Source organism: Streptomyces sp. NPDC052107 (genome assembly GCF_040680215.1).
GTDB lineage: Bacteria > Actinomycetota > Actinomycetes > Streptomycetales > Streptomycetaceae > Streptomyces.
This window is the reverse complement of the sequence record NZ_JBFAWG010000019.1, coordinates 65,804-91,609: the sequence shown is the minus strand read 5'-3', so window position 1 is coordinate 91,609 and position 25,806 is coordinate 65,804. Positions and strand designations below refer to the sequence as shown.

The following is a 25,806-nucleotide window of genomic DNA, read 5'->3' as shown; positions in this document are numbered from 1 at the left end:
CTCCATGCAGGTAACACGCCATCGCAGGCCTGTGGAGACGGAGTTTCGCGGTAGACGAATCGGGCGCCGCAGCGCCCTCACGGCAGGCGCCACCGCGGTGGTCCTGGCCGTCACCGCCGGCGTCGGTTACGCCCAGACCCACCAGTTCGGCACCGACCAGGTCGGCCAGACGACCGACCGCGGCCAGGTGATCTCCAGCGACCAGTACATCGCGCCGTACGGCGACCGCCTGGTCATCAACAACGGCAAGATCATGTCGTCCTCGCCCAGCCCGGACGGCACCCACATCGCGGCCTCGGTCACCGACGGTGGGAGCGCGCTGGCCATCGTCGACGTGAAGAACTGGAAGGTGCAGCAGGTCGTCGGCACCGCCGCCTCGTCGACCCCGCGTCTGAGCAGCAACTCCGTGGGCCAGGAGGGCCCCACGTACTCGCCCGACGGCAAGCAGCTGTGGCTGGGCCAAACCGACGGCTACACGAAGTTCACGGTCAACCCGGACGGCACGGTCGCCAACCCGACCTCCATCAAGATCCCGGCGGACGGGGCCAAGCACGCCCTGGTCGGCGAGGCGGTGTTCTCCGCCGACGGCTCCACCGTGTACTCCGCGGTCAACGGCCAGAACCGGGTGGTCGCCATCGACGCGGCGACCGGCGCCGTCAAGCAGAGCTGGAACGTGGGCAACGCGCCGCGTGACATGGTCCAGGTCGGCGACAAGCTCTACATCAGCAACGAGGGCGGCCGTCCGGCCAAGGCCGGCGACACCACCATCAACTCGTATGGCACCCAGGTGCCGGCCGACCCGAAGACCGGTGCCACCACCACCGGCACCGTCAGCGTCATCGACCTGGCGAACCCGGCCGCGGACCCGTCGAGCATCGACGTCGGTCTGCACCCGACCGCCCTGTACGCCAAGGGCAAGGCGCTGTTCGTCACCAACACGGCCAGCAACAACGTGTCGGTCATCGACACCGACAAGAACAAGGTCGTGCAGACCATCGACACCCAGCCGTGGCCGGAGGCGTCGGTCGGCTACGAGCCCAACGCGGTGACGCTCACCGACGACGGCCGCCTGCTGGTGACCCTCGGCCGTGCCAACGCGGTCGCCGTCTACCGGTTCAAGAGCCCGCTGGAGCCGGTGAGTTACGTCGGCCTGCTCCCGACGGACTACTTCCCCGCGGAGATCACGACCGTCGGGAACCAGGTGCTGGTCTCCAACACCCGTGGTATCGACGCCCGCCGCCCGAACAACCCCGCCGGGCACGGCACCCACGACACGACGTCCAGCCTGCAGCGCTTCACTCTGCCGGACGACAGCGTCATCCGGTCCGAGACGGCCAAGGTCTTCCAGCAGAACGGCTGGACCCCCGGTTCGGTCTCGATGGCCAAGGGCGGCGGCACGATGCGGCCGGTGGCGGTCCCCGCCCGGCTCGGCGACCCCTCGACGATCAAGCACGTCTTCATGATCGTCAAGGAGAACCGGACCTACGACCAGGTCTTCGGTGACATGCCGCAGGGCAACGGCGACCCGTCGGTGACGCAGTTCGGCGAGAACGTGACGCCGAACCAGCACGCGCTGGCCAAGCAGTTCGGCCTGTACGACAACACGTACGACGTCGGCACGAACTCCGCCGAGGGCCACAACTGGCTGATGCAGGCCGACGACCCGGAGTACACCGAGTCCTCGGCCGGTGAGTACCAGCGCAGCTACGACACCGAGAACGACGCGCTCGGCCACCAGAAGTCCGGCTTCATCTGGAGCGGCGCGCAGGCGGCCGGGAAGACCGTGCGGGACTTCGGTGAGTTCCAGTCGGTCGAGAGCAAGCCGTCCGGCGCGACCTGGCAGAACCTGTACTGCGACGCCAAGAACATGGACGCGACCGGCCAGCCGACTGCCTACCCGATACAGACGGGCTCGGCGATCCCGTCGCTCAACTCCGTGTCGGTGCCCGGCTTCCCGATGTTCGACCTCGACGTCCCGGACGTCTACAAGTACCAGATCTGGAAGCAGGACTTCGAGAAGAACGGTCCCGCGAACCTGAACATGTTCTGGCTCTCCAACGACCACACCGGTGGTCCGGCGAGCCCGGCGGCTCAGGTGGCGGACAACGACCTCGCGGTCGGCAAGATGGTCGACGAGATCTCGCACAGCAAGTACTGGAAGGACTCGGCGATCTTCGTCGTCGAGGACGACTCCCAGGCAGGCCTCGACCACGTCGACGGCCACCGTGCCCCGATCCAGGTCATCAGCCCCTGGGCCCAGCACGGCACCGTAGACAGCCACTACTACTCCCAGATCACGATGATCCGCACCATCGAGCAGATCCTCGGGATCCACCCGATGAACCAGAAGGACAGTGCGGCGAGCCCGATGCGCGGGGCGTTCACCCAGCGCCCGGACTACACGCCGTTCAAGGCGGTGCCCAACCGGACCTCGCTGACCGACGGCCTGAAGACCCCGCCCTCCTGTGGCGTCGACACCCCGGCGGCGCAGGACCCGAAGGCGGCGGCCGTCCCGGCGGCCAAGGTCCCGGCGGACATGCAGAAGCTCGCCGCCGAGTGGGACAGCTGGAAGTCGAAGCAGCGGCTGACCGGGTCGCACGCCGTGCCCGACTTCGCCAACCCCGCGCAGATGAACCACTTCACGTGGTATCAGACGCACAACTGGAGCACGCCGTACCCCGGTGAGAAGAAGATCTACGCACCGAACGACGTGCCCGGAGCCTACATCCCGTCGTCGGAGTCCGACGGCTGACGCAGGCTGATTCGTCGAGGACCCCTGGCCGGCTGCGCGCCTGCCAGGGGTCCTCGGCGTTCCGGCGCGTCACGCCCCGCGCGAGGAACCCCGCACCGGCTCCCGAGCCGGCCCGAGCCTCTCGATGACCTCGCGCATCTCGTCCACGTCGGCTTCGTAGACGGTCGCGCCCACGCGAGGGTCCCGGGCGTGCAGGGTGTGAACGAGAGGGCCGTGCGGCGTGCCGAGCCGGACGAGGGACGCGGAGGGGCCGTGCACGGCGCGGTCGGTGCCGGGGCGGGCGGTCAGGTCGACACGGCTGACGACGCCGGGCGTGACCCAGACGGTGGCCTGGTCCAGACGGCCGAGCAGCTGGAGGTGGAAGTGGCCGCAGAGGACCAGCCGCACATCGCTTCCGCGGATCGTCTCCGCCGGCTCCTGGGCGGTGTGCGGCCCGAATGCCTGCTGCACGTCGACGCGGCAGGCGTTCCGCCTTCGTGAGGTGCGGAGATCTCATTCGGGCATAGCCTGGCAAATGGGTGGTTTCGCCGGCCGTGTCTCACCGCACTCCCGGTGAAGCCCGCCGCAGCTCACCGGCGAGGGAGGAGACATGTCGGTTTCCCAGGAGCGGCAGGCACCACCGGATCCCGCCAGGCAGGAAGCGTTCGCCGCCGAGATGGTAGACGTCCTCAACAAGGCGGCACTGGCCCTGCTCACCAGCGTCGGCCACCAGTGCGGCCTGTTCGACACCCTGGCCGGCCTGCCCCCGTCGTCCAGCGCCGGCATAGCCGAGGCGGCGGATCTCGACGAACGGTATGTGCGGGAGTGGCTGGGCGGCATGGTCGTCGGCGGACTCGTCGAGTACGACCCGGCGCGGGACACGTACGTGTTGCCGGCGGAGCACGCCGCATCGCTGACCAAGGCGGCGGGCCCGGACAACGTGGCGGCCATGATGCCGTACGTCGCGCTCATGGGCGAGGTCGAGCAACAGGTCGTGCGGTGCTTCCGCAGGGGCGGCGGAGTGCCGTACTCGGCGTATCCCCGCTTCCAGGCCCTGCGGGCCGAGGAGACCGCCCGGGTCTACGACCTCGCGCTGGTGGATGTGATCGTGCCGCTGGTGCCGGGGCTGCCCGAGCGGCTCCGGGCCGGCATCGAGGTTCTCGACGTGGGCACGGGGCAGGGCCACGCCCCGCTCGTGCTGGCGAAGGCGTTTCCCGCGAGCCGCTTCCACGGCCTGGACCAGTCGGAAACCGCCATCGCGACCGCCCGGGCCGAGGCAGCCGTCGCCGGTCTGCACAACCTGGACTACGCCGTCGCCGATGCGACCCGGATCACCAGCGAATACGACCTCATCACCGCCTTCGACGTCATCCACGACCTGGCCCGGCCGGCCGAGACCCTCGAGGCGATCGCCCGCGCCCTGCGCCCCGCGGGCACGTTCCTCATGGGTGACATCGCCGCCTCCAGCAGGCTGGAGCAGAACATCGGCCGTCCCTTCGCCCCCGCGCTCTACGGCTTCTCTGTCTTCTACTGCATGACGACCTCGCTCAGCACGGGCGGTGCCGGTCTGGGCACGGCGTGGGGCCAGGAGACGGCCGTGCGGATGCTCGGGGAGGCGGGGTTCGGGACCATAGACGTCAAGTCCGTGGAGGGTGACCCGATCAACGTCTATTACGTGGCGACCAAGCGCTGAGCAGCCCACTGGTGCCCCGGCACCGAAGCTGTCCGCACGGTCTACAGGACTCGTACCTCGGAGAAGGCACTCGGCCATGAGCACCATCGACGAAACGGCTGCCGGCGTTCTGCGCGAGGCACTGCGGGGATCCCTGATCACACCGCAGGACCCCGGCTACGACGCGGCCCGCAGCATCTACAACGCCATGATCGACCGGCGGCCGGCCGCCTTCGCCCAGTGCGTGGACGTGGCCGACGTGCAGGCGGTGATCTCCTTCGCCCGGGACACCGGAGTGGAGCTCGCCGTGCGCGGCGGCGGCCACAGCGGCCCGGGTCTGTGCCTGGTCGACGACGGACTCGTCCTCGACCTCACGCCGATACGCTGGGTCAGGGTGGACCCGGAGACGGACACCGTCCAGGTGGGCGGAGGCAGCCAACTCGGTGACCTCGACCATGCGACACACGCCTTCGGGCGCGCCGTGCCGGCCGGGATCGTGTCGACCACGGGCGTCGGCGGTCTCACCCTGGGCGGCGGCCACGGTTATCTCACCCGCAGGTACGGCCTGACGATCGACAGCCTGTTGTCGGCCGACGTCGTCCTCGCCGACGGCAGCTATGTCACCGCGTCGGCGGACAGCCACCCGGACCTGTTCTGGGCGCTGCGCGGTGGCGGCGGCAACTTCGGCGTGGTGTCGTCGTTCACCTTCGAGCTGCACCCGGCGTCCACGGTCGGGGTCGCCGTGACGGTGTGGCCGGTCGACCGCACGCCCGAAGTGCTGCGCTGGTACCGGGAGTTCCTGCCGGCCGCGCCGGACGAGCTCTACGGGTTCTTCGTCCTCCTCGTCGTACCGCCCGGCCCGCCCTTCCCCGAGCCGGTTCATGGCCAGAAGATGTGCGGTGTGATCTGGTGCTACACGGGGGACCTCTCCGACGAGCACCTGGCGGAGACGTTCGCCGTGGTGAACGAGCCGGCGCCGCCGGCCTTCCACTTCGCCGCCCCGATGCCCTACCCCGCCTTGCAGACCATGTTCGACGGGCTGCTTCCCGAGGGACTGCAGTGGTACTGGCGCGGCGACTTCTTCGAGACCATCTCCGACGCCGCGATCGACGTTCACCACAAGTACGGCCAGAACATTCCGACCGGCCTGTCGACCATGCACCTGTACCCGGTGGACGGGGCGGCCCACCAGGTCGATGACGCGGACGGCACGGCCTGGGCCTACCGGGACGCCGTCTGGTCGGGCATCGTCGCCGGCATCGACCCGGACCCCGCCAACGCCGAGGCGATCCGGCAGTGGTGCGTCGACTACTGGACCGACCTGCACCCGCACTCCATGGGCGGCTCCTACGTCAACTTCATCGGCCCCGGGGAGAGTCAGGAACGGGTCCGCACCACCTACCGCGGCCACTACGACCGCCTGGCCGCGGTCAAGCGCGCCTACGACCCGGACAACCTGTTCCACGCCAACCAGAACATCCCACCGGCCCCGGACTGACGGGCGCGCACACCGTGTGCCGCGTCAGCGGTCGGTGTCGTGTTCGCTGATCCAGCGGGCGGCGAGCAGGCCGGAGCCGGCGGTGAGCGCGGCGGCGGCGACGACGGTGGCGTTCAGGCCGAGGGCGTCGGCGAGGATGCCCGCGACGAGGGCGCCCACCGCGTAGCCGATGTCGCGCCAGAACCGGTAGGTGCCCAGTGCGCCCGTCCGCCACGCGGGGTGCGCGTGGTCGGAGACCGAGGCGATCAGGGCCGGGTAGACCATGGCGGTGCCGAGCCCGAGCGCGACGGCCGAGAGGACGCCCGCCAGGAGCGGGGTGTCCAACAGGACGAGGGCCACGACGAATCCGGCGGCCTGGGTCAGCATGCCGACGACGATGAGCGGTTTGCGGCCGACCCGGTCGGAGAGGTGGCCGGTGGGGATCTGGCCGAGGCCCCAGAGGATGGGGTACAGGCCCTTGATGAGGCCGACCGCGGCGAGGCCGAGACCGTGGTCGGTGAAGAGCAGGGGGAAGACGCCCCAGGTCAGGCCGTCGTTGAGGTTGTTGACCAGGCCGGCCTGGCTGGCGCCGCGCAGGGAACGGTGGTGCCAGGAGGTCCGGGCGAAGGTGGCGGCCAGGGCGGTGCTCTCGCCGGACGGCAGGGGCCTGGTGTGCTGGGCGAGTTCGAGGGCGACGTGCGCGGCGGTGTCCCGCACGACCAGGGCGAGGCCGAGCCCGGCGGCGACGAAGACCACACCGATGAGTTCCGGAACCGGACGCAGGCCGTACGCGGTGGCGAGATAGCCGGTGACCAGGGCGGTGGTGCCGACGGCGGTGTAGCCGGCCGCCTCGTTCAGGCCGGTGGCCAGTCCGCGCCGGGCGGGTCCGACCAGGTCGATCTTCATGTTGACCGTCATCGACCAGGTCAGGCCCTGGTTGAGGCCGAGCAGTACGTTCGCGGCGACGATCCACCCCCAGGACGGTGCCCAGGCGAGGGCGAACGGCACGGGGATGCCGATGAGCCAGCCCGTCACCAGCAGCTGCTTGCGGCGGAAGCGGGCCGTCAGCGCGCCCGCGGCGAGGTTGGTGAGGGCCTTGGTGAGGCCGAAGGCGATGATGAAGGAGAAGACGGCCAGGTCATTGGTCAGGCCGAAGGTGCGGGCGCCGATGAGCGGGACGGTCGTGCGTTCCAGGCCGACGAGGCCGCCCACGCAGACGTTCACGATGACGAGGAGCGTGAACTGCACCCAGTTCTCGCGCAGTCCCAGCCGAACAGGCGTGGCCTCGGAGTCGATGGTCGCGCTCACCGGGCGGCGCCCACGGTGAGCCGGTGGCCGTGGGCGGCGGCGTAGTCTCGGGGGCTGCCGTTCAGTACGGTCAGGTCGGTGTGGCCGGCGCGCTCCAGGACACTGGCGGCGGTCATGGCCCGCTCCCCGTGCCCGCAGGCCACGACCGCGCCCCCGGGGACCTCGGCGGCGTGGGCGGCGAGGGCACCGAGTTCGAGGTGGACGGCGCCGGGGACGTGTCCGGCGGTGTACTCGGCCGTCTGCCGGACGTCGAGGTACGGGGCGGCCGGCGCCTGGTCGGGGGTGACGAACGCGGTGGCCGAGGTGGGGAGGCCGGCCATCTGCCAGGCGGTCATGCCTCCGGAGAGAAGGCCGGCGAGCCGCTCGTAACCGATCTTGTACGCCTGCCAGACGATCTCCGACAGGTCCTGGTCCTCTTCGGTGACGAAGGCGATGGGATCCCCTCCGGGCAGCAGCCAGCCCAGCCAGGTGGCGAACGTGCCACGCAGCGGGATGGAGATAGACCCCGGTATGTGGGCGGCGGCGTACCGGGCAGCGGGACGGACGTCGACCACATGGCCGCCGTCGGCGAACAGCGCGCGCACCTGCTCGGTGTCCAGGGCGGGGAGCGTCGGTGTGGCGGTCAGGACGGCGGGGCCGCGCCGGTTGAGCTCGGCGAGCCGCTCGAAGTAGGCGGGGTAGCTGCCGAGGCTCGCGATCAGCCGGGACACGAAGGTGTTCTCGTCGGGCGCGGCGAGCAGCGGGTTGGCCCGCTTCTCGGCGCCGATGGTGGTGGTGCGTTCGGTCCCGGGCGGGGCCGAGCAGAACGAGCCGGCTCCGTGGGTGGGCCACACCGCGGTCTCGTCCGGCAGCCGGGTCAGCCGCCGCAGGGAGCGGTACTGCGCGCGGGCCAGCTCCTCGGTGCGTCCGGCGCCGAGCAGGTCGGTGCGCGCTGCGGAGTTCACGATCAGCGAGCCGCCGGTGAACACCCCGAGCGGGCGGCCGCCGTCCAGCAGCAGGAAGGACAGGTGCTCGTCGGTGTGCCCGGGGGTGGCCACGGCCTGCAGCGTCAGGCCGCCCAGGTCGACCTCGTCGCCGTCCGCGAGGCCCTGGTGCGGGAAGGCGCGGCGGCCGGCGGCGGAAGCGAGCACGGCGGCGCCGTGGTCGTGTCCGAGCTGGACGGCACCGGAGAGGAAGTCGGCGTGCAGATGGGTGTCGGCCGCGAACGCGACGCGCAGCCCGCGCCGGTCGGCGGCTGCGTGCAGGGCCCGCAGATCGCGGCTCGCGTCGACGGCCAGGGCACGGCCGTCGCCCAGGTCGACGAGGTAGGCGCTGTTGCCCAGTCCCTCGTCCACCAGCGGAATCAGATGGTCCTCTGCGAAGCCCATGGCCGTCCCTCCAACATCCGGTACTCCTGTCACCCCTGCATCCTCTACGATATTCCATGGATTTATGGAGGATGCGCATGGAGGAGACCACGGCAACCGGTTCGAAGGCGGAGCTCTACGACGCGTTCGCGGCCAGCGGCAAGGCGCTGGCCAGCGGAAAACGTCTGGAACTGCTCGATCTGCTGGCCCAGGGCGAGCGCACCGTCGACGCCCTCGCGAAAGCGGCCGGGCTCAACCTGACGACCGCGTCGGCGCACCTGCAGACGCTCAAGCAGGCCGGATTCGTCGCCACCCGCCGGGAGGGCGTACGCATCCACTACCGGCTCGCCGGCGACGACGTGGCCCGGCTGTTCGCGCTGCTGCGCAAGGTCGCCGAGAAACACCAGGCCGCCGTGCCGGCCGCCCGCGACGCCTACCTCGGTGACGACGGCGCCGTGGAGGTCAGCCGCGAGGAACTCCACGCCCGTGTGGCAGCGGGGGATGTGGTGGCGCTCGATGTGCGGCCGGTGGAGGAGTACCGGGCCGGGCACATCCCCGGCGCGATCTCCATCCCGGTCGGCGAACTGGCTGACCGCATCAACGAGTTGCCCGAGGACACCGAGATCGTCGTCTACTGCCGTGGCGAGTACTGCGTCCTCGCCTACGACGCGGTCCGGCTCCTCACCGGCCGCGGGCGACGGGCCATCCGCCTCGACGACGGCATGCTCGAATGGCGCCTGGCCGAGATGCCCGTGGCCGCGGCCGAGCCGACGTGAGCGAGGCGATCGGCGATGGCTCCCAGGTGGGCGCCGCCGCCGGTCGTACCGGCCTGCGGCCGACGGCGTCTACCGCTTGGCCGGAACGATCCGGCGGCCCGTGAGGCTCGTGGGCCGGATCGACACCCACATCTCGCGCTCACCACCGGCGAATGGCGGGGTGTGGGCCTGCCGGGTGAGGCTCCGGACGGTGTCCGGGTCCGTCACGACGGTCGCCGGCCCGACGGCGAGGACGCTCCAGCCCTGGCCAAGAGCATCGTCCAGGTGATCGACCTCGAAGGCGACCTCCTGTTCGGCGGCCGAGGCGGCCACGGAATCGGGCGCGGTCCGGTAGACGATGGCGTCGTCGACGACGTCGTAGTTGACCGGTATGACGGCCGGGCGGCCGTCGGACGTAGTCACCGAGACGCGTCCCACGCCGTACGCGGAGAGCAGCGTGCGGCATTCCTCCGGGGAGAGGTCGCGCAGCTCTGGATGGATCAGTGCGTAGCCCTGACCGGGTGGAAGATCGATGCCTCCGCCGCGCAGTGCGGCGACCGTGGTGCCCAGTGCGTCGGCCAGTCTGACGAGCGTCGTCAGGGTCGGGTCGGCGGGCCGTTCCTCGAGGTACGCCAGATAGTCGGGCGACATCCTGGCGCGGCCGGCCGTCTCCTCGCGGCTGAGGCCCTGCCTCTGGCGTTCGCGGGCCACGCGCCGTCCGACGTCCCCGGGGTCGGCAGCTCCTCGCGGTGGGGCGGCGGGGGGCACGGTGGTCGCTTCACCCGTGTCCTGCCGTGGCCCGTGCGTGGGCGCGGCCTGCTCGCGGTGCAGAGGACGGATGTGTGCGTCGGGTCCCGGGAACACAAGGGTCACTTCGTCCGTGTCCGACCAGCGCACCTCGTAGGGAGGTGTTCCGTCCTCGTGGCGGAGTCCGACGATCTCGCCGTCGCGCCTGGTGGCACCTGTCGCCGGACTTTCCACGATGAGCTGGTCGCCGAGGTGAGCTCGCATGATCGCCGCCCTCTCCTCAGAATCGTGCTCTAACCAACGTGCCACGCGGGACACATCAACCAACGTGCCACGCGGGACACATCGCCGCACGGGGCGCGAGCCCCGTGCCCCCAGAGACTCCGGGGCCCTGCTGCGCAGCACAGGTTCACACGGGCCGTGCAGAGGGCTGACGGGTGCTCTGCCGGGGCGCCTCCACTCCCTGCATGTCGCGTTCGGCGGCGCTGAGCAGCTGATGGGCGAGGTCGACCATGGCCCGCCCCGCCGCCAGTTCGTCGCCGATCTCCGGCACGTTCGCGTCCGCCGGATGGCAGCGCGCTCTTCCGTCGGCGGAGAGAGCGGTGGTGCCGGTGTGCAGCACCACATGTGCCTTCGTCGTTCCGTCGTCGTCCTCGAAGAGGTGGAGGCGGACCTGCCACTGCGTCGTGTGCGACATGACGTTCCTCCTCGTCTCGGCCCGACGACTGGCACATCGTCCGGCCTCCGGCGAGCCGCTGGTCGGTTTCCCCTCTCCGTCCCACCATCGTCCGGTGGTGGCCCTCGGGCCCAGGGCCGAACGTCCCTGGGAGACCGACGTCCGGCCCCGGCAGACCGACGTCCGGCCTTGTGAGACCGACCGGACGCCCGCTCGGGCCGGCTGCGTCGCTCGGGTTCACGGCCGCCGCCCGCCTGAGACGATGAACGGGCACCTTCCCGGGAGGTGACGGGTATGCCGCGTCGGTTCCGGCTCACGCTGCTGGGCGTGGGCGCCATGGCGTCCCCGCGTTTCGCCCCGGCCGGCCTGCTGGTCGCCTACGGCCGCCATCGCGTCGCGTTCGACGGCGGGCCCGGCGCCGAGCCGCCCGAGGGCCGGCTGGACGCCTGGCTCGTGACCGACGAGCACGCCGAACTGCGTTCCGCCCTGCGGCGTCTCGCCGCCGAGCGCGGCCTGGTGCCGCGCATGACGGACGCGGACTTCGGCGAGCTGCGCATCCGTGCGCTGCCGGTCGCGCACACCTCCCATCCCACCTGCGGTTACCGCATCGAGGGAGAGCCGGGGGCGGTGGTGTGGGCACCGGAGTTCTGGACCTTCCCGGCCTGGGCCACAGACGTGGACCTGATGTTCGCCGAGGCCTCGTGCTGGGACCGCCCCATCCGCTTCCGCGGCGGGGTGGGCGGGCACGCCCCCGTACGGGACGTCGGCGGCGAAGCGGCCCGGAACCGGGTCGGACGCCTGGTCTACGCGCACATCGGCCGCCCCTGCCTCCGGGCCATGGACGCCGGTCTGACCCCCGATTACGGGGAGTGGGGCCGTGAGGGCCGTACGTACGTCCTGTCCACACCCCACCGAACGTGCTGATCGTCGTGGATCCGCCCTCCCCGGCAGCCCCGGGGTGTCAGCGCCCGCCCGGCTGTGGCCAAGGGACCGATCGGCCCAGCGTGACTGGCCGCATGGCTCTGTCGACGCGCGGCCGCACCGGAAATGCTGCGACCGTGGCCTGAAAGGCCGGCGAGGCCTCCGGTGCCGTCCGCGGTGCTGAAGGAGGTCGGTCAGGAGAGGCGGAGACCATGTCCGGAACCGTCACGGCAGGCATCGACGGCTCACCCGAGAGCAGGGCGGCGGCCGAGTGGGCGGCGCGCGAGGCGCTGCTGCGCGGCCTGCAGCTGAAGATCGTGTACGTCAGGGAGCCGGTGCCCAGGCGCCTGGCCCAGAACCCGCTGCTGGACCCCGAGGCCTACCGGCACTGGGCCGAGCAGACGGTGCAGGAAGCCGCGGAGGGCATCCGGGCGCGTCACCCCGGCCTCACGGTGGTGACCGAGCAGCTCACCGGAACCGTGGCCGACATCCTCTGCGAAGCGGCGGGGCCCGCCGAACTGCTGGTGCTGGGCTCACGGGGCCTCGGTGGGGTCGGCGGGTTCCTGGCCGGCTCGGTGAGTCTGGCCGTCGTGGCCCGCGCCGAGCGTCCGGTGGTGCTGGTACGGGCGGCCGAGCAGGCCGCGGACGAGCACAGGACGGATCCCGCGGGCGTGCCGTCCGCCGCGGCGCCCTTCCGGCCCGTCGTGCTCGGTCTCGACATCGATGATCCGGACGACACCCTGCTGGAGTTCGCCTTCGAGGCCGCCGTACGCCGGAAAGCCCCCCTGCGGGCCGTCCACAGCTGGCCCGAGCCACCGACCTCCTTCTACCGCTTCGCCGGCGACGTCGAGCTCTACGACTCGCTCGCGCGGGGACAGGCCGAGCTGCTGAGCAAGGTGCTGCGACCCTGGCGGCAGAAGTTCCCGGACGTCGAGGTGATCGAGTCGAGCCGGTGCGGCAGTGCCGCACAGAATGTCGTAGAGGAGTCCCGCGACGCCTCGCTGGCCGTCGTCGGCCGGCGCATCCGCACCGGCTTGTTCGGTGACCGCATCGGGCATGTCACGCACGCCGCCATCCACCACATCACCGCCCCCGTCGCGGTCGTCGCACACAGCTGACCCGCCACTGCGAGAAGGAGGACCCTGAAGGCACCGGCGAGGAGGCGGCTGGGGCCAATGGCCCGTGGAAGGGCCATGCGGCCCCATGACAGGGACGGCATGTCCGGCGAGCTTGAAAGAGCACCGGGCGCCACACCTGCGCCGCCCGAGAGGCATGACCGGGGCCGGACGCCCGGTACGAGGAGGCAACCGTGGACGAGCGACTCGCGGTGCGGAGTCTGATGGATGCCGCCCCGTACTCGATCGGTGAGGACGAGAGCGTGCTGATGGCCTGGGAGGTCATGGAGAGGTCCGGGCAGCGTCAGCTCCCGGTGGTCCGTGGGGACGGCTGCTGCGCCGGTGTCCTGGACCGCACCGAACTCGCAGTGGCCTGCGCAGCCGCGGCTGCGACGCTGTCCCGGCGCACGGTGCGTGAGCTCGTGCACGCCCGCCGGACCGTCACGGTCCACCCCGAGGAATCGATTCTCCGAGCGGCGGCCGTGATGACCGAGGAACACCTCGACGCCCTGCCGGTCACGGATCCACGCGGACGGCTGGTCGGCCTGCTCACGGCCCGGGACTACGTGGCCGAGGCCGCGGGCCTGCGCACCCGCGCCGAGACGGTCAGCCGGAGTCCCGCACGGGCCACCCTGGACGGGCTGCCGCCTCGCCACGCACCACAGGCACGCGGAATCCCCATTCCGTAGCGGTTCCGCTCACCGGGCCGCTCATGGGCCCGCTCACTCAGAAAGGAAGGCTGACGTCATGGTCTGGGCATCATGGACCACTCCCGGGGTCTTCACCGGCCGGGGTGGCGCACGAACCAACGAGGCGGGGATCGTCGTCGGCGACCTGACCGTCCACACCACCTGGGACGGCAACGAGGCCGACGTGGCGGTCCAGTACACGGGCACCTCCGAATGGTTCACCCTCACCGGAAGCCCCGTGCCCTGCCGTTCCGAGGTGCACAGCCGGCAACTGCATCAGGCCGCGGTGGAGGCGGTCAAGGCGGGCGGCGGCTCCACCGTCCCTCAACTCTGAGCACATGCAGATGACTTGCTCGGCGTGCCGCTGCCGTACGCCGAGCCGCCCGGTCCCCGAGTCGCCCGGACGTAAATGCGGTTGCCCCTCCGCCCCCGGGTGCGCATCCTGCTGGGATGCGCTTTTCCGTCAACATCCCCAACTTCGGCGACTTCGCCGATCCCCGTAACGTCGCGACCGTGGCCGCTGCCGCCGAAGAGGCGGGCTGGGACGGACTGTTCGTCTGGGATCACGTGCTGCACCGGCAGCACCAGGGTCGTCCCTTCGGGGACCCCTGGATGCTGCTGACCGCCGCCGCGCTGGCGACCTCCCGGATCCGGCTGGGCACCCTGCTGACGCCGGTCCCGCGCTACCGTCCGCAGCAACTCGCCCGCCAGGTGGCGACCTTGGATCACCTCAGCGGCGGCCGGGTGATCTTCGCCGCGGGCCTGGGAGGCCCGGTCGAGGACGAATACGGCAGCTTCGGCGACACCACCGATCCGCGCCTCCTCGCCGAGCGGCTGGACGAGGGACTGCAGCTGTTGCGGCGGTTCTGGTCCGGCGAGCCGGTGAACCACCACGGCCCGCACTACGAGGTGCGGGACGTGACGCTGGTGCCCGCCACCGTGCAGCGGCCCGGTCCGCCGGTGTGGATCGGCGGGTTCTGGCCGCGCCGCCCGCCCATGCGCCGAGCGGCCCGGTGGGACGGCGCGGTGCCGCTCTTCGAGACGGCCCGGCACGGGCATGTGCCGGATGCGGCGGAGGTACGGGAACTGGTCGGCTATGTGCGCAAGCAGCGTACGGCCGGACCCGAGCACCCCTTCGAGTTCGTGCTCGGCGGTGCCACGCCCCCGGATCCGGCCAAGGCCAGGGACGTGATCGGTCCGCTGTACGACGCCGGCGCCACCTGGTGGGACGAGCGACAGGTGCAGACCGGCCCCGACCTGGACCGTCTGACACCGGTGCTGCGCCGCATCGAGGCGGGCCCGCCACTGTTCTGAACAGCCACCCCTGCCCCGCCTCCTTGCATGAACGGACTTCATCGTCGCCGCGCCCGAGGCACGAGGTCGGTGATCCAGACGTTGCGTCCCCGATCGGCGAGGAAGGCCGAAACCGCCAGCAGCAGCGCGCAGGACGCGACGACGAGAGCCACCAGGAGAGGTCCTGTGACGCCGTGAGTCTCCGCGAGGCTTCCCGACGCGGCCTGTCCGGCGGCCGTCCCGAGGGGGCCGCCGGCGCACAGGACGGTCATGGCGATCGCGGCGCGTTCAGCGGGGGCGAGCCGTTCGGTCAGGGCGTAGAGGCTGATCATGCAGGGCGCGACGGTGAAACTCGCCGGCGCGATGCCCACGGGCACGGACACGAGCCGGGCGCCGACGAACAGTGCCAGCATGCCGGTGCAGAGCACCGCGGCGAATGACACGTACCGGGCGCGCAGGGAGAACCGCTGCGGGAGCCAGGCACAGGCGGCGCCGGCCAGAGCACTGCCGATGCCGAACTCGGCGTAGACGAGTCCCGAGGCGCCGGGCTCGTCGATCGTGTCGGCGAACACGGTGACGGCCGTCTGGACCGCCCAGAGCCGTGGACGGCGGCGAGTTGGGGTCTGGTGCGGGAAGTGTCAGCGGCTGTCGCGGCGTGCCTCGTACCGACCCACCTCGAAGAGGTCGTACGCGTCCGGTGTGCCGGGTGGAGCCGGAGGAAGGCGGCGTGCCCCTTCCACGCACCGCTCGTCGTCGTGCCGGGCGAGGCCGTACACGGCGGCCACCCGGACGCGGCGCACCGGGTCGTCCAGCAGGGCCGCCATGGCGTCGGCGAGGACGGGATCGCGGTCCCTGCCCTCGGCGACCGTGCGGCAGGCGGACTCGCGCACCTCTGCGTCCGGATCGGCCATGAGGTCCACCAACGCCTTCCGGACGGCGGCGGGGAAGCCCAGCGGCCCCGACGCGAAACCGGAGGCCACCGCGCGTCGTGGCCGGGGGTCGGGATGGCCGACGTAGGCCAGGAGTGCCGCGTCGGCCCGCGGGCCGGGGTGTTCGGAGAGACCGACCAGCACCTCGGTGACAGTCCGTGGCCTGGCATGCCACGGACTGCCCAACAAGGCTCTGACACCGGCATGTTGTTTCGGCTACGGCTTCCGGGCGAGCCCGCCGTGCTCGGCGATGACCTCCGGGGTGGGCGAACCGGGCTCCGGACGCCACTGCGTGACCGAGACGACGCCGGGCTCGATGAGTTCCAAGCCGTCGAAGAAGGCGGTGATCTGGTCGACGGTACGCAGGTTGTACGGGACGGCGCCACTGTCGTTGTAGGCGTCCTGGGCCTGCTCGAAGACCGGGTCGATGCCGCGTGAGCCGTCGTTGACGGAGAGGTAACTGCCCGACGGCAGGGCGTCCATCAGCCGGTTCGCGATGGAGCGGGCCTGATCGTAGTCGGCGACGTGTCCCAGGATGTTGCTGAGGATCAGCGCGACGGGGCGGCCGAAGTCCAGTGTCCCGGCGGCGGCTTCGAGGATCCGTTCCGGGGCGGTCACGTCGGCGTCGATGTAGGCGGTCGCGCCCTCGGCGGAGGAGTAGAGCAGGGCGCGGGCGTGCGCCAGGACCATCGGGTCGTTGTCGACGTAGACGATCCGGGCCTCGGGGGCGAGCCGTTGGGCGACCTCATGGGTGTTCTCGGCGGTCGGCAGTCCGGTGCCGACGTCCAGGAACTGCCGGATGCCCGCCTCGTGGACCAGATAGGTGATGTTGCGGCGCAGGAAGGCACGGCTGCTGCGGGCGATGGTGACGATGCCGGGGAAGACCGCGGTGTACGCGTCGCCGGCCTCCTCGTCGACGGGGTAGTTGTCCTTGCCGCCGAGCCAGTAGTTCCAGATACGGGCGGAGTGCGGCACCGACGTGTCGATCTTCTGGCCCATCGCCGTCTCGGGCGTCGTCGCGGGGTCGGTCATGAGTCGTGTCCGTCTTTCGTGAAGGCGTGTCAAGGCGTGGATCACTCACCGCACAACCTACGTCCGAACGCTCGCCTTTCGCCTATGAGTTCGGGTTACTCCCTGCCGGACGGTGCCGTGGGGTTGCCCGACCGTTCCTGTACGGTCTTCGCCGCCGGCGTGTACCTTCCCGGCCGGCAGACTCGCTCTCACCTTGTCCAGGTGCAAGAGGGACCCCCCGGGACATGGTGTCCCGGGAGCTCTCCGCTGTCCGGCCGGTCGGGCTCGTGCGGTGTCAGCCGAGCTGGAACGTCGCCTCGACCGGGTAGTGGTCGCTGGGAGCGTTGGTGTCGATCTGGCCCGTGGTCCAGCCGGACTGGGGGTCGAAGTCGACCTTGACGGTGGACATCGCGGCCGGCGTCGGGCGGCCCGGCGCGTTGAGATAGCCGATGTAGTCGAGGTCGTCCCGGTAGTCCTTCGGGAAGGACTCGATGCCGGACATGTACTGGCACCAGGCGGAGACCGGGCAGTCCATGGTCCTCAGGGTCTGGCCGGAGTCGGTGGCCGGGGTGCCGAGCACGCCGTTCACCGCGGTCTGGGCGCCTGCGTAGTCACCGCGCGCCCGGCCGCCGTAGTACTCCACGTTCAGGTCTCCGCCGATCAGCACCGGCGCCGTCGAGCCGACGATGCCGTCCACCCAGGTGCGGATCTCGCCGAGCTGCGCGAGCCGGGTGGACTGTGTGGTGTCCGTGGAGGTGTCGGACTCGTCGGCCTGCAGGTGGGTGCCGACCACCCAGCTCCTCACACCGTCCTTCTCGATCTGCACCAGCGCCGCGCCCTTGTTGGCGTGGTAGTCCCAGGTGCCGTAGGTGGAGTTGCTGAAGACGTGGGCGTAATCGGCGGTGATCGGATACTTGGAGAGGATCATGGTGCCGCCGTTGATGACGAACCACGAGTTGGAACAGTCGCCGCTGATGCCCGTCCAGCCGCCGCCGGAACAGGTCTGGCCGACGACGAGGGTGTGGTACGGGTAGAGATCGGCGAGCTTGCCGATGATGTCGGCGGTCGAGCTGTTGTTGAAGTCCTCGTCCAGCACCACCACGTCCGCGCTGTGCTTGCGGATGATCGACTCGATGGTCGGGGTGCGTTGCGCCGCCTTCTCGTTCTGGGTGCTGTCGACGATCGCGGTGCCGAGGTCGACGTTCCACGCGAACACCGAGAGGCCGGTGCCAGTGCCCGCGCTCGCGGTGGGGGCCGCGTAGCTGCTGAAGCCGAGCAGCAGAGCTGCCGCTGCGGAGGTGAGGGCGGTAGCTGTACGACGCGAGACCATGCGCTCTCCTGGTGAGGTGGGTAGTCCCCGGGCCGCGACCGATTGTTCGGTCGCGTACATGACAGCGTGACTCTAGGGTGCTTGCCGCTACGGCTGAGGGAACTTCGTCCGATCACCTCATGGAGAAAAGATGTCTGGACAAGTTCATCCCATGCGGAGTGAGTCCCACCGGTCAGCGCCTTGTGTTCATGGCCCGCCTGTTCACACGGGCGCTGGGCGGACCATGGCAGGGAGACGCCGCCTAGGGTGGGTGTATGGGCGGCGGCGTGGTGACGCTGTTTCTGTGCGGTGACGTGATGCTCGGACGCGGCGTCGACCAGATCCTCCCGCACCCCGGAGACCCGGTGCTGCGCGAGGGTTATGTCACGGATGCCCGGACGTACGTGGAACTGGTCGAGGCGGCCAGCGGTCCGATCCCCGCACCGGTTCATCCCGCCTGGCCGTGGGGCGAGGCGCTGCGGCTGCTGGAGGAGGTCGCGCCGGACGCCCGGATCGTGAATCTGGAGACGTCGGTCACGCGCAGCGACGCGTTCTGGCCGGGCAAGGCGGTGCACTACCGGATGCACCCGGCCAACCTGCCCGCCCTGACGGTGGCCCGGCCCGATGTGTGCGTCCTGGCCAACAACCACGTGCTGGACTTCGGCCGGCCGGGCCTGGAGGAAACCCTGGACTCACTCGCCGGTGCGGGCCTGCGGGCCGTGGGCGCGGGGCGCGACGCCGACGAGGCCTACGCGCCCGCGGCCGTCCCTGTCGGTCCCGGCCGCCGCGTCCTGGTCTTCGCCCTGGGGACACTGTCCAGCGGCATCCCGCCCGACTGGGCCGCGACCACGGACCGTTCCGGCGTCGCCTACGCCCGCGAGCCGTCAGCGGCGGCGGCCGAGGCGGCCGTCCAGCGGGTGCGGCGGGACAAGCGGCCGGGTGACACCGTGGTCGTGTCGGTGCACTGGGGCTCCAACTGGGGCTACCTCGTCCCCCGCGAGCAGACCCGTTTCGCCCGCGCCCTGGTCGACGGAGGCGTCGACATCGTCCACGGGCACTCCTCGCACCACCCCCGCCCCGTCGAGGTGTACCGGGACCGGTTGATCCTCTACGGCTGCGGCGACTTCATCGACGACTACGAGGGCATCTCCGGCTACGAGGAGTACCGCGACGACCTCCGGCTCGGCTACTTCGTCTCGGTGGAGGCGGACACCGGGCGCCCGACCTGCATGCGGATGGTCCCCTGGCAGGCGCGGCGTATGCGGCTGGAGCCCGCCGGGGACCAGGACCGCTCATGGCTGCGCTCGACCCTCGACCGGATCTGTCACGGCCTGCACATCGGCACGGAGGCCGACGGCACGCTCAGTGTCGCGGAGGGGCTTACGGGCGGGGGCCGTTGATGCACAGGGCACCGGACGTCACGCGGTGCAGCGAGGGTGATCCGGAGAGTCGCGGGTACCCGACGTGGGCAGACGTTTCCTGAGGAGATGACTCGGATGCTGTTCCTCGGACTGCTCCTGCTCGCGGGCACGGGTGCCTTCACGGCCCTGGCGATCGTCGGCAACCTGTCCGGCGGGCCCGAGTACACCGTTTCCGTCCTCGACCACGACATCGCCACGATGAACGGCCTCGCGCTGTTCAGCTCGGGTCTCGCGCCGGCGCTCATCTTCTGCCTGGGTCTGGCGATGATGGCCGCGGGTGGCACCCGCCGCCACCGTCACCGCCGCCACCGCGTTCCCTGTGGGCGCAGGAGCAGGACACCACGCTGGGCAGGATGACCGGGCCGGCAGGACCGGGGGCGCGGGCCTGACTGCCGGGGGATTCAGCGGCGCGGGTCGCGCCGAGGCTTCCATGTCCCTCCGCGCAGGTCCCACCGAGGCTTCCGTGGCCCTCTGCGGGGTCGCACCGAGGTTCCATAGCCTTCTACGGTGCATCCGGCGCCGATTGAAAGGCCAACAAGACAGCGCCACGTGCCTCGGGCACGATGGCTGAAGGCCTTGTTCGGGCAATGCATGTGTTCGTGCGCCGCGGCATCGGCGCCATCACCGGAAGTCCGCCGAGCCCCTGGGATGGTGAACTCACCATGCTGCTACCGGCGAAATCCGAAGTACGCCGCCTGCTGCGACGCTACCGGGTGTGCGAGCGCGCCACAGTCGCGGCACCCGCCGATCTCGCGTCGCGTGCCGCCTTCGAGGACTCGGGCTACACGCTGTGCGTGCTGATGGGCGAGCGCAACCCGCGGGAGGCGGCCGACGCCGCCCGACGCTACCTGTGCACCGACCTGGTCACTTACCTGAGGGAGCGGAACGGGCGGATACGGGCGGCCTCCGTCGGCCGGCGGTCGCGTCGCTCCACTCCGACGACCCAGGACTCCCGTGCGGGCTGACTGCTCGCACGGGCACAGCCGTGAAGGGACGAGCGATGACGACTGCCAAGGACATCATGAGCCCGGGCGCCCAGTGGATACCCCGGCACGAGACGCTGGACCGGGCCGCGCAGATGATGCGGGACCACAAGTTGGGTGCGCTTCCGGTCAGCGACCCCGACAACGGTGACCGCATGTGCGGCATCATCACCGACCGCGACATCGTGGTGAAGTGCATCGCCGCAGGTCGCGACCCCGCGCGGATGACGTGCGGTGACCTGTGCGAGGGCACACCGCGCTGGATCGATGCCGCTGCCGACATCAGGGAGGCCCTGCAGGAGATGGAGGGCCACCAGATCAAGCGCCTCCCGGTGGTCGAGAACAAGCGCATGGTCGGGATGATCAGCGAGACCGACATCGCCAGGAATCTCGCCGACGACCAACTCGTGGAGTTCGTCCACCGGGTGTACGCCCCCGCCTGATCACGTAAGAGACTCAACACCCCATCGCCGGCGATTCGGCCGCGAGCGCCGACTCCTGTCCCCAGGAGCCGGCCGGCCGAGTCGTCGGCGAAACCTTTGACGCTGACGGATCCTTGACCGCTGCTTCGGCCTCCGCGATGCTGTGTTGCGAAACGTGAGAGGTGTGCCGTAATAGGCAACACCTCGATCTCTGTGAGCCGAGGAGTGGCCATGTCTCAGCAGGTCCGTGGTGTCGTCGCGCGGAGCAAGGGCGCCCCTGTCAGTCTGGAAACCATCGTCGTTCCCGACCCCGGCCCCAGCGAGGCGCTGGTCAAGATCGAGGCCTGCGGGGTCTGCCACACCGATCTGCACTACCGCGAGGGCGGTATCAGCGACGACTTCCCCTTCCTGCTGGGGCACGAGGCCGCCGGTGTGGTCGAGGCGGTCGGTGCGGGGGTCACGGACGTGGCTCCCGGTGACTTCGTGATCCTCAACTGGCGTGCCGTGTGCGGGCAGTGCCGGGCCTGTCTGCGCGGGCGGCCCTGGTACTGCTTCAACACGCACAACGCGAAGCAGAAGATGACCCTGACCGACGGTACGGAGCTCTCGCCGGCGCTGGGTATCGGCGCGTTCGCCGAGAAGACCCTCGTCGCGGCCGGCCAGTGCACCAAGGTCGACCGGGCCGCCTCGCCCGCTGCCGCCGGGCTGCTCGGCTGCGGCGTGATGGCCGGCATCGGCGCGGCCATCAACACGGGGAACGTCGGCCGCGGGGACACCGTCGCCGTCATCGGGTGCGGCGGTGTGGGTGCCGCGGCGGTCGTCGGATCGAAGCTGGCGGGCGCGGCGAGGATCATCGCCGTGGACATCGACGACCGCAAGCTGGACACCGCCAGGAAGCTGGGCGCCACCCACACGGTCAACTCCAAGGAGGCCGACGCGGTCGACGCGGTGCGCGAGCTGACCGGCGGCTTCGGCGCCGACGTCGTCATCGAGGCCGTCGGCCGCCCGGAGACGTACCGGCAGGCCTTCTACGCCCGCGACCTCGCCGGCACCGTCGTCCTCGTCGGCGTCCCCACCCCCGAGATGAAGCTCGAACTGCCCCTGCTGGACGTCTTCGGCCGCGGCGGTGCCCTCAAGTCGTCCTGGTACGGCGACTGTCTGCCCTCCCGTGACTTCCCGATGCTCATCGACCTCTATCTGCAGGGCCGCCTCGACCTGGACGCCTTCGTCACCGAGACCATCGCGCTGGACGAGGTCGAGAAGGCCTTCGAGCGGATGCACGGCGGCGACGTGCTGCGTTCGGTGGTGCTCCTGTGATGGCGGGCGCCCGCATCGAACGTCTCGTCACGTCGGGGACGTTCTCGCTGGACGGCGGCACCTGGGACGTCGACAACAACGTGTGGATCGTGGGCGACGACACCGAGGCGGTCGTGATCGATGCCGCCCATGACGCCGATGCCATCGTCCGGGCCCTCGGCGGTCGGACCCTGCGGGCGATCGTGTGCACCCACGCGCACAACGACCACATCGACGCCGCACCCGACCTCGCCGCCCGGACCGGCGCCCCGGTCCTGCTGCACGCCGACGATCTGCCGCTGTGGAAACAGACCCATCCCGACCGGGCGCCCGACGGCGAGCTCACCGACGGCCAGCGCCTCACCGTCGCCGGAGTCGAGCTGGCCGTACTGCACACCCCGGGACATGCCCCGGGCGCCGTCTGTCTGTACGCCCCGCACCTGTCCGCGCTGTTCAGCGGCGACACGCTGTTCGCCGGCGGGCCGGGGGCCACGGGACGGTCGTACAGCGACTTCCCGACCATCATCCGGTCGATCAGGCAACGCCTCCTCGACCTGCCGGACGACACCGTCGTGCACACCGGTCACGGTGACACCACGACCATCGGCGCTGAGGCGCCGCATCTTCAGGAGTGGATAGAGCGCGGCTTCTGACCGCTCGGCGAACAGCGGCCCTGCCCCGGTGGCCAACCGACGTGGACGGCACCGGCGGCAGGGCCGTCGTCGCACCTGCTCGCCACCCTGATCCTCCTGCTGACCTGCGCTTTCGAGGTCGCTCCGGCATGCCCGGAAACCGGTCGCCGGACACCGCGCGAAGGGCCCTTGCGATGCCTTGACAAGCCTTCAGGGCGGCCAGCAGACTGACGTTGCGCTAATTGCAATCCGTTTCGCTATACGCACCGAGGTGTCATGATGATTCCCGCGTGCCGACTCGCGGATCTGCCGCGAGGCGAGGCCCACCGGCTCGACATCGACCCGCCGGTCTCGGTGTTCCACACCGACGACGGCGAGCTCTTCGCCATCGACGACACCTGCACCCACCAGGACGCGTCGCTCGCAGACGGCTGGCTGGAGGGCTGTGAGGTCGAATGTCCCCTGCACGCCTCCAAGTTCGACCTGAGGACCGGAGCCGTGGACGCGCCGCCGGCCAAGCTCCCGGTCCGTACCCACGAGGTCGTCGTCGAGGACGGCACGGTCTACGTGCGGCTGTCCACCGAGGCGCCCAATCTGCCGCCGTGCGTCGCCGCCCGCCTGGCCGGGGGCCTCGCGTGAGGACCGTCGCCGTGGTGGGCGCCTCGCTGGCCGGTCTGTCGGCCGCGCGCTCGCTGCGGAAGCGGGGGTACGACGGCCGGCTGGTCGTCGTCGGCGACGAGCTCCACCGCCCGTACGACAGGCCGCCGTTGTCCAAGGAGTTCCTGGCCGGTGCCATCGGCGAAGCGGAACTGGCACTGGAGAGGGACGGCGAGGAACTCCGGGCGGAGTGGGTGCTCGGCGCCCGCGCCACCGGACTCGACCGCACCGAGCGGGCGATCCGACTCGCCGACGGCCGGGAGATACGCGCCGACGGCGTGGTCATCGCGACCGGCGCCGCCGCCCGCACCCTGCCCGGCACCGAGGGTCTCGCCGGCGTCCACGTGCTGCGCACGCTCGACGACGCCCGCGCCCTGAGGGACGACCTGGCCCGGGGCGGACGGCTGGTGGTGATCGGCGGCGGCTTCGTCGGCGCCGAGGTCGCCTCCACGGCGTACGCCCTCGGTCTCGACGTGACCGTGGTCGAAGCGGCTCCGACGCCGCTGGCCGGACCGCTCGGCGAGGCCATGGGCAAGATCGTCTCCGCTCTCCACTCCGACCACGGTGTACGGCTGTTGTGCGGGGTCGGGGTCAAGGGGCTGAGCGGGGAGCGCAGGGTCGACGCCGTGCTGCTGGAGGACGGTCGCAGCATCCCCGCCGACACGGTCGTCGTCGGTGTGGGGGCGCGCCCCTGTGTCGAGTGGCTGGAGGGCTCCGGCGTCGCACTCGACAACGGTGTGAAGTGCGGCGCCGACGGCCGCACGAGTGTCGCCGGGGTGGTCGCCGTGGGCGACTGCGCCAACTGGTACGACCCGCACACCGGGGCCCACCGCAGGGTCGAGCACTGGACCGGCGCGCTGGAACGGCCGGACGCCGCCGTCGCCGTGCTGCTCGCCCACGGTGCGACGCGGCCGGGTGCGCCCCGGCCGCCGTACTTCTGGTCCGATCAGTACGGCGTGAAGATCCAGTTCGTCGGCCACGCCGCCGGGGCCGACAGCGTGACGGTCGAGGAGGGCTCGACCGACGACCGCAGCTTTCTGGCCGTTTACCGCAGGGGCGATCGGCCGGTCGCCGTGCTCGGCATGAACCAGCCGCGGCTGTTCACCCGCCGGCGCAAGCAGTTCGCCTCCGCCGCATCTTGACACCACCCCTGCGGCGACCCATTCTGCGTTGCACATGAAACGCAGTGTTGCTCCATACACAACGCCGCCCGAAGTTGCTCTTCCCGGCGCGTGACCCACCGATCCACGACGTCTCCCGAGGAGTGCACCGTGACCTCGACCAGCCTGCCGGACAGCCTGATCGCCACTCTTCCCGGCTCCGCCTACACGGATCCCGGCATCTTCGCCCAGGAACAGGAGCGCATCTTCGAAGCGATGTGGTTCTGCGTCGCGCGCTCGTCCGACCTGGCCAGGCCCGGTGCCTTCCGCACCGTGGACGTGGGCCGCGAGAGCATCCTCGTCACCCGGGCCCGGGACAACTCGATCCGCGCCTACTTCAACGTCTGCCGGCACCGCGGAGCCAAGCTCTGCACCGAGGAGACCGGCGAGGTCAAGCGGGCCTTCCAGTGCCCGTACCACGCCTGGACCTACGACCTGAACGGCAAGCTCGTCGCGGCGCCCAACCTGACCAAGATGCCCGATGTCGGCCGCACCGAGTACGGACTGGTGAGCGTGGCCGTCCGCGAGTGGCTCGGCTATGTCTGGGTCTGCCTGGCGGAGAACCCGCCCTCCTTCGAGGAGGACGTCGTCGGCGCGGTCGTCGAACGCCTCGGCGACGTGGAGTCCATCGAGCGCTACGACATCGCGAGCCTCTCGGTGGGCAGGCGGATCGTCTACGACGTCAAGGCGAACTGGAAGCTCATCATCGAGAACTTCATGGAGTGCTACCACTGCGCCACGATCCACCCCGAACTCACCGAGGTGCTGCCCGAGTTCGCCGACGGCTACGCCGCCCAGTCCTACGTCGGCCACGGCGCCGAGTTCGGCGCGGACGTCCAGGGCTTCACCGTCGACGGCTCCGAGGGCCTGGACCGCATTCCGGGAGTGTCCGAGGAGCAGGACCGCCGGTACTACGCGATCACCGTCAAGCCGCAGGTCTTCATCAACCTCGTGCCCGACCACGTGATCTTCCACCGGATGTACCCGGTGGCCGTCGACCGCACGATCGTCGAGTGCGACTGGCTCTACCTCCCGCACGTCGTGGAGAGCGACAAGGACGTCAGCCGGTCCGTGGAGCTCTTCGACCGGGTCAACCGCCAGGACTTCGACGCCTGCGAACGCACCCAGCCGGGGATGAGCTCACGGCTGTATGCCAAGGGCGGGGTGCTGGTGCCCAGTGAGCACCACATCGGTGCCTTCCACGACTGGGTGAACGAGCGTCTCGGCACGCTGCGGCCGGAGTGACGCGGAGGCGG

At 70.7% G+C, this 25,806-nt stretch carries 27 protein-coding genes; 18 read left to right on the top strand and 9 right to left on the bottom strand.

The window, feature by feature from the left end:
* Positions 1-4 precede the first annotated feature (4 nt).
* Entirely contained in the window at positions 5-2,752 is a 2,748-nt protein-coding gene (locus tag AB0M27_RS22280; protein ID WP_365723600.1) for an alkaline phosphatase family protein, read from the top strand.
* A 69-nt stretch (positions 2,753-2,821) separates the two neighbouring features.
* On the opposite strand, the gene AB0M27_RS22275 is transcribed toward AB0M27_RS22280, so the two are convergent.
* Positions 2,822-3,202: a hypothetical protein gene (locus AB0M27_RS22275; RefSeq protein WP_365723599.1), complete on the bottom strand. Its 381-nt coding sequence runs from the start codon at positions 3,200-3,202 to the stop codon at positions 2,822-2,824.
* A gap of 139 nt (positions 3,203-3,341) precedes the next feature.
* Between AB0M27_RS22275 and AB0M27_RS22270 the strand changes: the two genes are divergently transcribed.
* On the top strand, positions 3,342-4,424 hold the full coding sequence (locus tag AB0M27_RS22270) for a methyltransferase domain-containing protein (protein WP_365723598.1): 1,083 nt from the start codon (positions 3,342-3,344) through the stop codon (positions 4,422-4,424).
* A gap of 76 nt (positions 4,425-4,500) precedes the next feature.
* Entirely contained in the window at positions 4,501-5,901 is a 1,401-nt protein-coding gene (locus tag AB0M27_RS22265) for an FAD-binding oxidoreductase (RefSeq protein WP_365723597.1), read from the top strand.
* A gap of 24 nt (positions 5,902-5,925) precedes the next feature.
* Here the strand turns inward: AB0M27_RS22265 and AB0M27_RS22260 are convergent, their stop codons facing one another.
* Together AB0M27_RS22260 and AB0M27_RS22255 are read right to left on the bottom strand one after the other, a co-directional pair.
* Positions 5,926-7,188: an MFS transporter gene (locus AB0M27_RS22260; RefSeq protein ID WP_365723596.1), complete on the bottom strand. Its 1,263-nt coding sequence runs from the start codon at positions 7,186-7,188 to the stop codon at positions 5,926-5,928.
* On the bottom strand, positions 7,185-8,555 hold the full coding sequence (locus AB0M27_RS22255; protein WP_365723595.1) for an MBL fold metallo-hydrolase: 1,371 nt from the start codon (positions 8,553-8,555) through the stop codon (positions 7,185-7,187). The genes AB0M27_RS22260 and AB0M27_RS22255 overlap by 4 nt, the downstream gene beginning before the upstream one ends.
* 77 nt (positions 8,556-8,632) lie before the next feature.
* On the opposite strand from AB0M27_RS22255, the gene AB0M27_RS22250 reads away from it, so the two are divergent.
* Positions 8,633-9,310, top strand: coding sequence for a metalloregulator ArsR/SmtB family transcription factor (locus tag AB0M27_RS22250; protein WP_365723594.1), 678 nt, complete (start codon positions 8,633-8,635; stop codon positions 9,308-9,310).
* A 69-nt stretch (positions 9,311-9,379) separates the two neighbouring features.
* Here AB0M27_RS22250 and AB0M27_RS22245 read toward each other — a convergent pair whose 3' ends face one another.
* Positions 9,380-10,300, bottom strand: a complete 921-nt coding sequence (locus AB0M27_RS22245) for a DUF1918 domain-containing protein (protein WP_365723593.1) — start codon at positions 10,298-10,300, stop codon at positions 9,380-9,382.
* Positions 10,301-10,445: 145 nt separating this feature from the next.
* The gene (locus tag AB0M27_RS22240) at positions 10,446-10,733 is read right to left on the bottom strand and encodes a DUF1876 domain-containing protein (RefSeq protein WP_365723592.1); all 288 of its coding nucleotides are present in this window, start codon (positions 10,731-10,733) and stop codon (positions 10,446-10,448) included.
* 273 nt (positions 10,734-11,006) lie between these two features.
* Here AB0M27_RS22240 and AB0M27_RS22235 point away from each other — a divergent pair, with 273 nt between their 5' ends.
* From AB0M27_RS22235 to AB0M27_RS22215, 5 genes are all read left to right on the top strand, one after another.
* Positions 11,007-11,636 (top strand): hypothetical protein, encoded by a 630-nt coding sequence (locus tag AB0M27_RS22235; protein WP_365723591.1) that lies wholly within the window; start codon positions 11,007-11,009, stop codon positions 11,634-11,636.
* Between the two features lie 209 nt (positions 11,637-11,845).
* Positions 11,846-12,751: a universal stress protein gene (locus AB0M27_RS22230; RefSeq protein ID WP_365723590.1), complete on the top strand. Its 906-nt coding sequence runs from the start codon at positions 11,846-11,848 to the stop codon at positions 12,749-12,751.
* Between the two features lie 191 nt (positions 12,752-12,942).
* On the top strand, positions 12,943-13,437 hold the full coding sequence (locus AB0M27_RS22225) for a CBS domain-containing protein (protein ID WP_365723589.1): 495 nt from the start codon (positions 12,943-12,945) through the stop codon (positions 13,435-13,437).
* A gap of 58 nt (positions 13,438-13,495) precedes the next feature.
* A complete protein-coding gene (locus AB0M27_RS22220; protein WP_365723588.1) occupies positions 13,496-13,771 on the top strand; it encodes a hypothetical protein in 276 nt (91 codons plus the stop codon).
* Positions 13,772-13,887: 116 nt separating this feature from the next.
* Positions 13,888-14,751, top strand: coding sequence for an LLM class flavin-dependent oxidoreductase (locus AB0M27_RS22215; protein WP_365723587.1), 864 nt, complete (start codon positions 13,888-13,890; stop codon positions 14,749-14,751).
* A gap of 38 nt (positions 14,752-14,789) precedes the next feature.
* On the opposite strand, the gene AB0M27_RS22210 is transcribed toward AB0M27_RS22215, so the two are convergent.
* The 4 genes from AB0M27_RS22210 to AB0M27_RS22195 form a co-directional block, all read right to left on the bottom strand.
* Complete coding sequence (locus AB0M27_RS22210) at positions 14,790-15,302, bottom strand: hypothetical protein (RefSeq protein WP_365723586.1); 513 nt, start codon at positions 15,300-15,302, stop codon at positions 14,790-14,792.
* Positions 15,303-15,368: 66 nt separating this feature from the next.
* Positions 15,369-15,803 carry a HEAT repeat domain-containing protein gene (locus tag AB0M27_RS22205; RefSeq protein WP_365723585.1) on the bottom strand — a complete coding sequence of 145 codons (435 nt, stop codon included), beginning with the start codon at positions 15,801-15,803 and terminating at the stop codon, positions 15,369-15,371.
* A 72-nt stretch (positions 15,804-15,875) separates the two neighbouring features.
* On the bottom strand, positions 15,876-16,691 hold the full coding sequence (locus AB0M27_RS22200) for an SAM-dependent methyltransferase (protein ID WP_365723584.1): 816 nt from the start codon (positions 16,689-16,691) through the stop codon (positions 15,876-15,878).
* Positions 16,692-16,965: 274 nt separating this feature from the next.
* Positions 16,966-18,000, bottom strand: coding sequence for a sphingomyelin phosphodiesterase (locus AB0M27_RS22195; RefSeq protein WP_365723583.1), 1,035 nt, complete (start codon positions 17,998-18,000; stop codon positions 16,966-16,968).
* Between the two features lie 254 nt (positions 18,001-18,254).
* Between AB0M27_RS22195 and AB0M27_RS22190 the strand changes: the two genes are divergently transcribed.
* From AB0M27_RS22190 to AB0M27_RS22150, 9 genes are all read left to right on the top strand, one after another.
* Positions 18,255-19,379, top strand: a complete 1,125-nt coding sequence (locus AB0M27_RS22190) for a CapA family protein (RefSeq protein ID WP_365723581.1) — start codon at positions 18,255-18,257, stop codon at positions 19,377-19,379.
* Positions 19,380-19,466: 87 nt separating this feature from the next.
* The gene (locus AB0M27_RS22185; RefSeq protein WP_365723580.1) at positions 19,467-19,757 is read left to right on the top strand and encodes a hypothetical protein; all 291 of its coding nucleotides are present in this window, start codon (positions 19,467-19,469) and stop codon (positions 19,755-19,757) included.
* A gap of 305 nt (positions 19,758-20,062) precedes the next feature.
* Positions 20,063-20,365 (top strand): DUF5133 domain-containing protein, encoded by a 303-nt coding sequence (locus tag AB0M27_RS22180; RefSeq protein WP_365723579.1) that lies wholly within the window; start codon positions 20,063-20,065, stop codon positions 20,363-20,365.
* 35 nt (positions 20,366-20,400) lie between these two features.
* Complete coding sequence (locus AB0M27_RS22175; RefSeq protein WP_365723577.1) at positions 20,401-20,826, top strand: CBS domain-containing protein; 426 nt, start codon at positions 20,401-20,403, stop codon at positions 20,824-20,826.
* 210 nt (positions 20,827-21,036) lie between these two features.
* Complete coding sequence (locus AB0M27_RS22170) at positions 21,037-22,122, top strand: S-(hydroxymethyl)mycothiol dehydrogenase (RefSeq protein ID WP_365723576.1); 1,086 nt, start codon at positions 21,037-21,039, stop codon at positions 22,120-22,122.
* Positions 22,122-22,754, top strand: a complete 633-nt coding sequence (locus tag AB0M27_RS22165; protein WP_365723575.1) for an MBL fold metallo-hydrolase — start codon at positions 22,122-22,124, stop codon at positions 22,752-22,754. The genes AB0M27_RS22170 and AB0M27_RS22165 overlap by 1 nt, the downstream gene beginning before the upstream one ends.
* Positions 22,755-23,009: 255 nt before the next feature.
* The gene (locus AB0M27_RS22160; protein ID WP_365723574.1) at positions 23,010-23,372 is read left to right on the top strand and encodes a bifunctional 3-phenylpropionate/cinnamic acid dioxygenase ferredoxin subunit; all 363 of its coding nucleotides are present in this window, start codon (positions 23,010-23,012) and stop codon (positions 23,370-23,372) included.
* Positions 23,369-24,532 (top strand): FAD-dependent oxidoreductase, encoded by a 1,164-nt coding sequence (locus AB0M27_RS22155; RefSeq protein WP_365723573.1) that lies wholly within the window; start codon positions 23,369-23,371, stop codon positions 24,530-24,532. Before AB0M27_RS22160 ends, AB0M27_RS22155 begins: the two co-directional genes overlap by 4 nt.
* 129 nt (positions 24,533-24,661) lie before the next feature.
* Positions 24,662-25,795 carry an aromatic ring-hydroxylating dioxygenase subunit alpha gene (locus AB0M27_RS22150; RefSeq protein WP_365723572.1) on the top strand — a complete coding sequence of 378 codons (1,134 nt, stop codon included), beginning with the start codon at positions 24,662-24,664 and terminating at the stop codon, positions 25,793-25,795.
* The last annotated feature ends 11 nt before the right edge of the window (positions 25,796-25,806 follow it).

What these genes read in the sequence shown, in the direction of transcription:
- AB0M27_RS22280 (WP_365723600.1), top strand. Translation starts at nt 5, where the DNA reads ATGCAGGTAACACGCCATCGCAGGCCTGTGGAGACGGAGTTTCGCGGT.
- AB0M27_RS22270 (WP_365723598.1), top strand. Translation starts at nt 3,342, where the DNA reads ATGTCGGTTTCCCAGGAGCGGCAGGCACCACCGGATCCCGCCAGGCAG.
- AB0M27_RS22265 (WP_365723597.1), top strand. Translation starts at nt 4,501, where the DNA reads ATGAGCACCATCGACGAAACGGCTGCCGGCGTTCTGCGCGAGGCACTG.
- AB0M27_RS22255 (WP_365723595.1), bottom strand. Translation starts at nt 8,555, where the DNA reads ATGGGCTTCGCAGAGGACCATCTGATTCCGCTGGTGGACGAGGGACTG.
- AB0M27_RS22250 (WP_365723594.1), top strand. Translation starts at nt 8,633, where the DNA reads ATGGAGGAGACCACGGCAACCGGTTCGAAGGCGGAGCTCTACGACGCG.
- AB0M27_RS22245 (WP_365723593.1), bottom strand. Translation starts at nt 10,300, where the DNA reads ATGCGAGCTCACCTCGGCGACCAGCTCATCGTGGAAAGTCCGGCGACA.
- AB0M27_RS22240 (WP_365723592.1), bottom strand. Translation starts at nt 10,733, where the DNA reads ATGTCGCACACGACGCAGTGGCAGGTCCGCCTCCACCTCTTCGAGGAC.
- AB0M27_RS22235 (WP_365723591.1), top strand. Translation starts at nt 11,007, where the DNA reads ATGCCGCGTCGGTTCCGGCTCACGCTGCTGGGCGTGGGCGCCATGGCG.
- AB0M27_RS22230 (WP_365723590.1), top strand. Translation starts at nt 11,846, where the DNA reads ATGTCCGGAACCGTCACGGCAGGCATCGACGGCTCACCCGAGAGCAGG.
- AB0M27_RS22220 (WP_365723588.1), top strand. Translation starts at nt 13,496, where the DNA reads ATGGTCTGGGCATCATGGACCACTCCCGGGGTCTTCACCGGCCGGGGT.
- AB0M27_RS22215 (WP_365723587.1), top strand. Translation starts at nt 13,888, where the DNA reads ATGCGCTTTTCCGTCAACATCCCCAACTTCGGCGACTTCGCCGATCCC.
- AB0M27_RS22200 (WP_365723584.1), bottom strand. Translation starts at nt 16,691, where the DNA reads ATGACCGACCCCGCGACGACGCCCGAGACGGCGATGGGCCAGAAGATC.
- AB0M27_RS22195 (WP_365723583.1), bottom strand. Translation starts at nt 18,000, where the DNA reads ATGGTCTCGCGTCGTACAGCTACCGCCCTCACCTCCGCAGCGGCAGCT.
- AB0M27_RS22190 (WP_365723581.1), top strand. Translation starts at nt 18,255, where the DNA reads ATGGGCGGCGGCGTGGTGACGCTGTTTCTGTGCGGTGACGTGATGCTC.
- AB0M27_RS22185 (WP_365723580.1), top strand. Translation starts at nt 19,467, where the DNA reads ATGACTCGGATGCTGTTCCTCGGACTGCTCCTGCTCGCGGGCACGGGT.
- AB0M27_RS22180 (WP_365723579.1), top strand. Translation starts at nt 20,063, where the DNA reads ATGCTGCTACCGGCGAAATCCGAAGTACGCCGCCTGCTGCGACGCTAC.
- AB0M27_RS22175 (WP_365723577.1), top strand. Translation starts at nt 20,401, where the DNA reads ATGACGACTGCCAAGGACATCATGAGCCCGGGCGCCCAGTGGATACCC.
- AB0M27_RS22170 (WP_365723576.1), top strand. Translation starts at nt 21,037, where the DNA reads ATGTCTCAGCAGGTCCGTGGTGTCGTCGCGCGGAGCAAGGGCGCCCCT.
- AB0M27_RS22165 (WP_365723575.1), top strand. Translation starts at nt 22,122, where the DNA reads ATGGCGGGCGCCCGCATCGAACGTCTCGTCACGTCGGGGACGTTCTCG.
- AB0M27_RS22160 (WP_365723574.1), top strand. Translation starts at nt 23,010, where the DNA reads ATGATGATTCCCGCGTGCCGACTCGCGGATCTGCCGCGAGGCGAGGCC.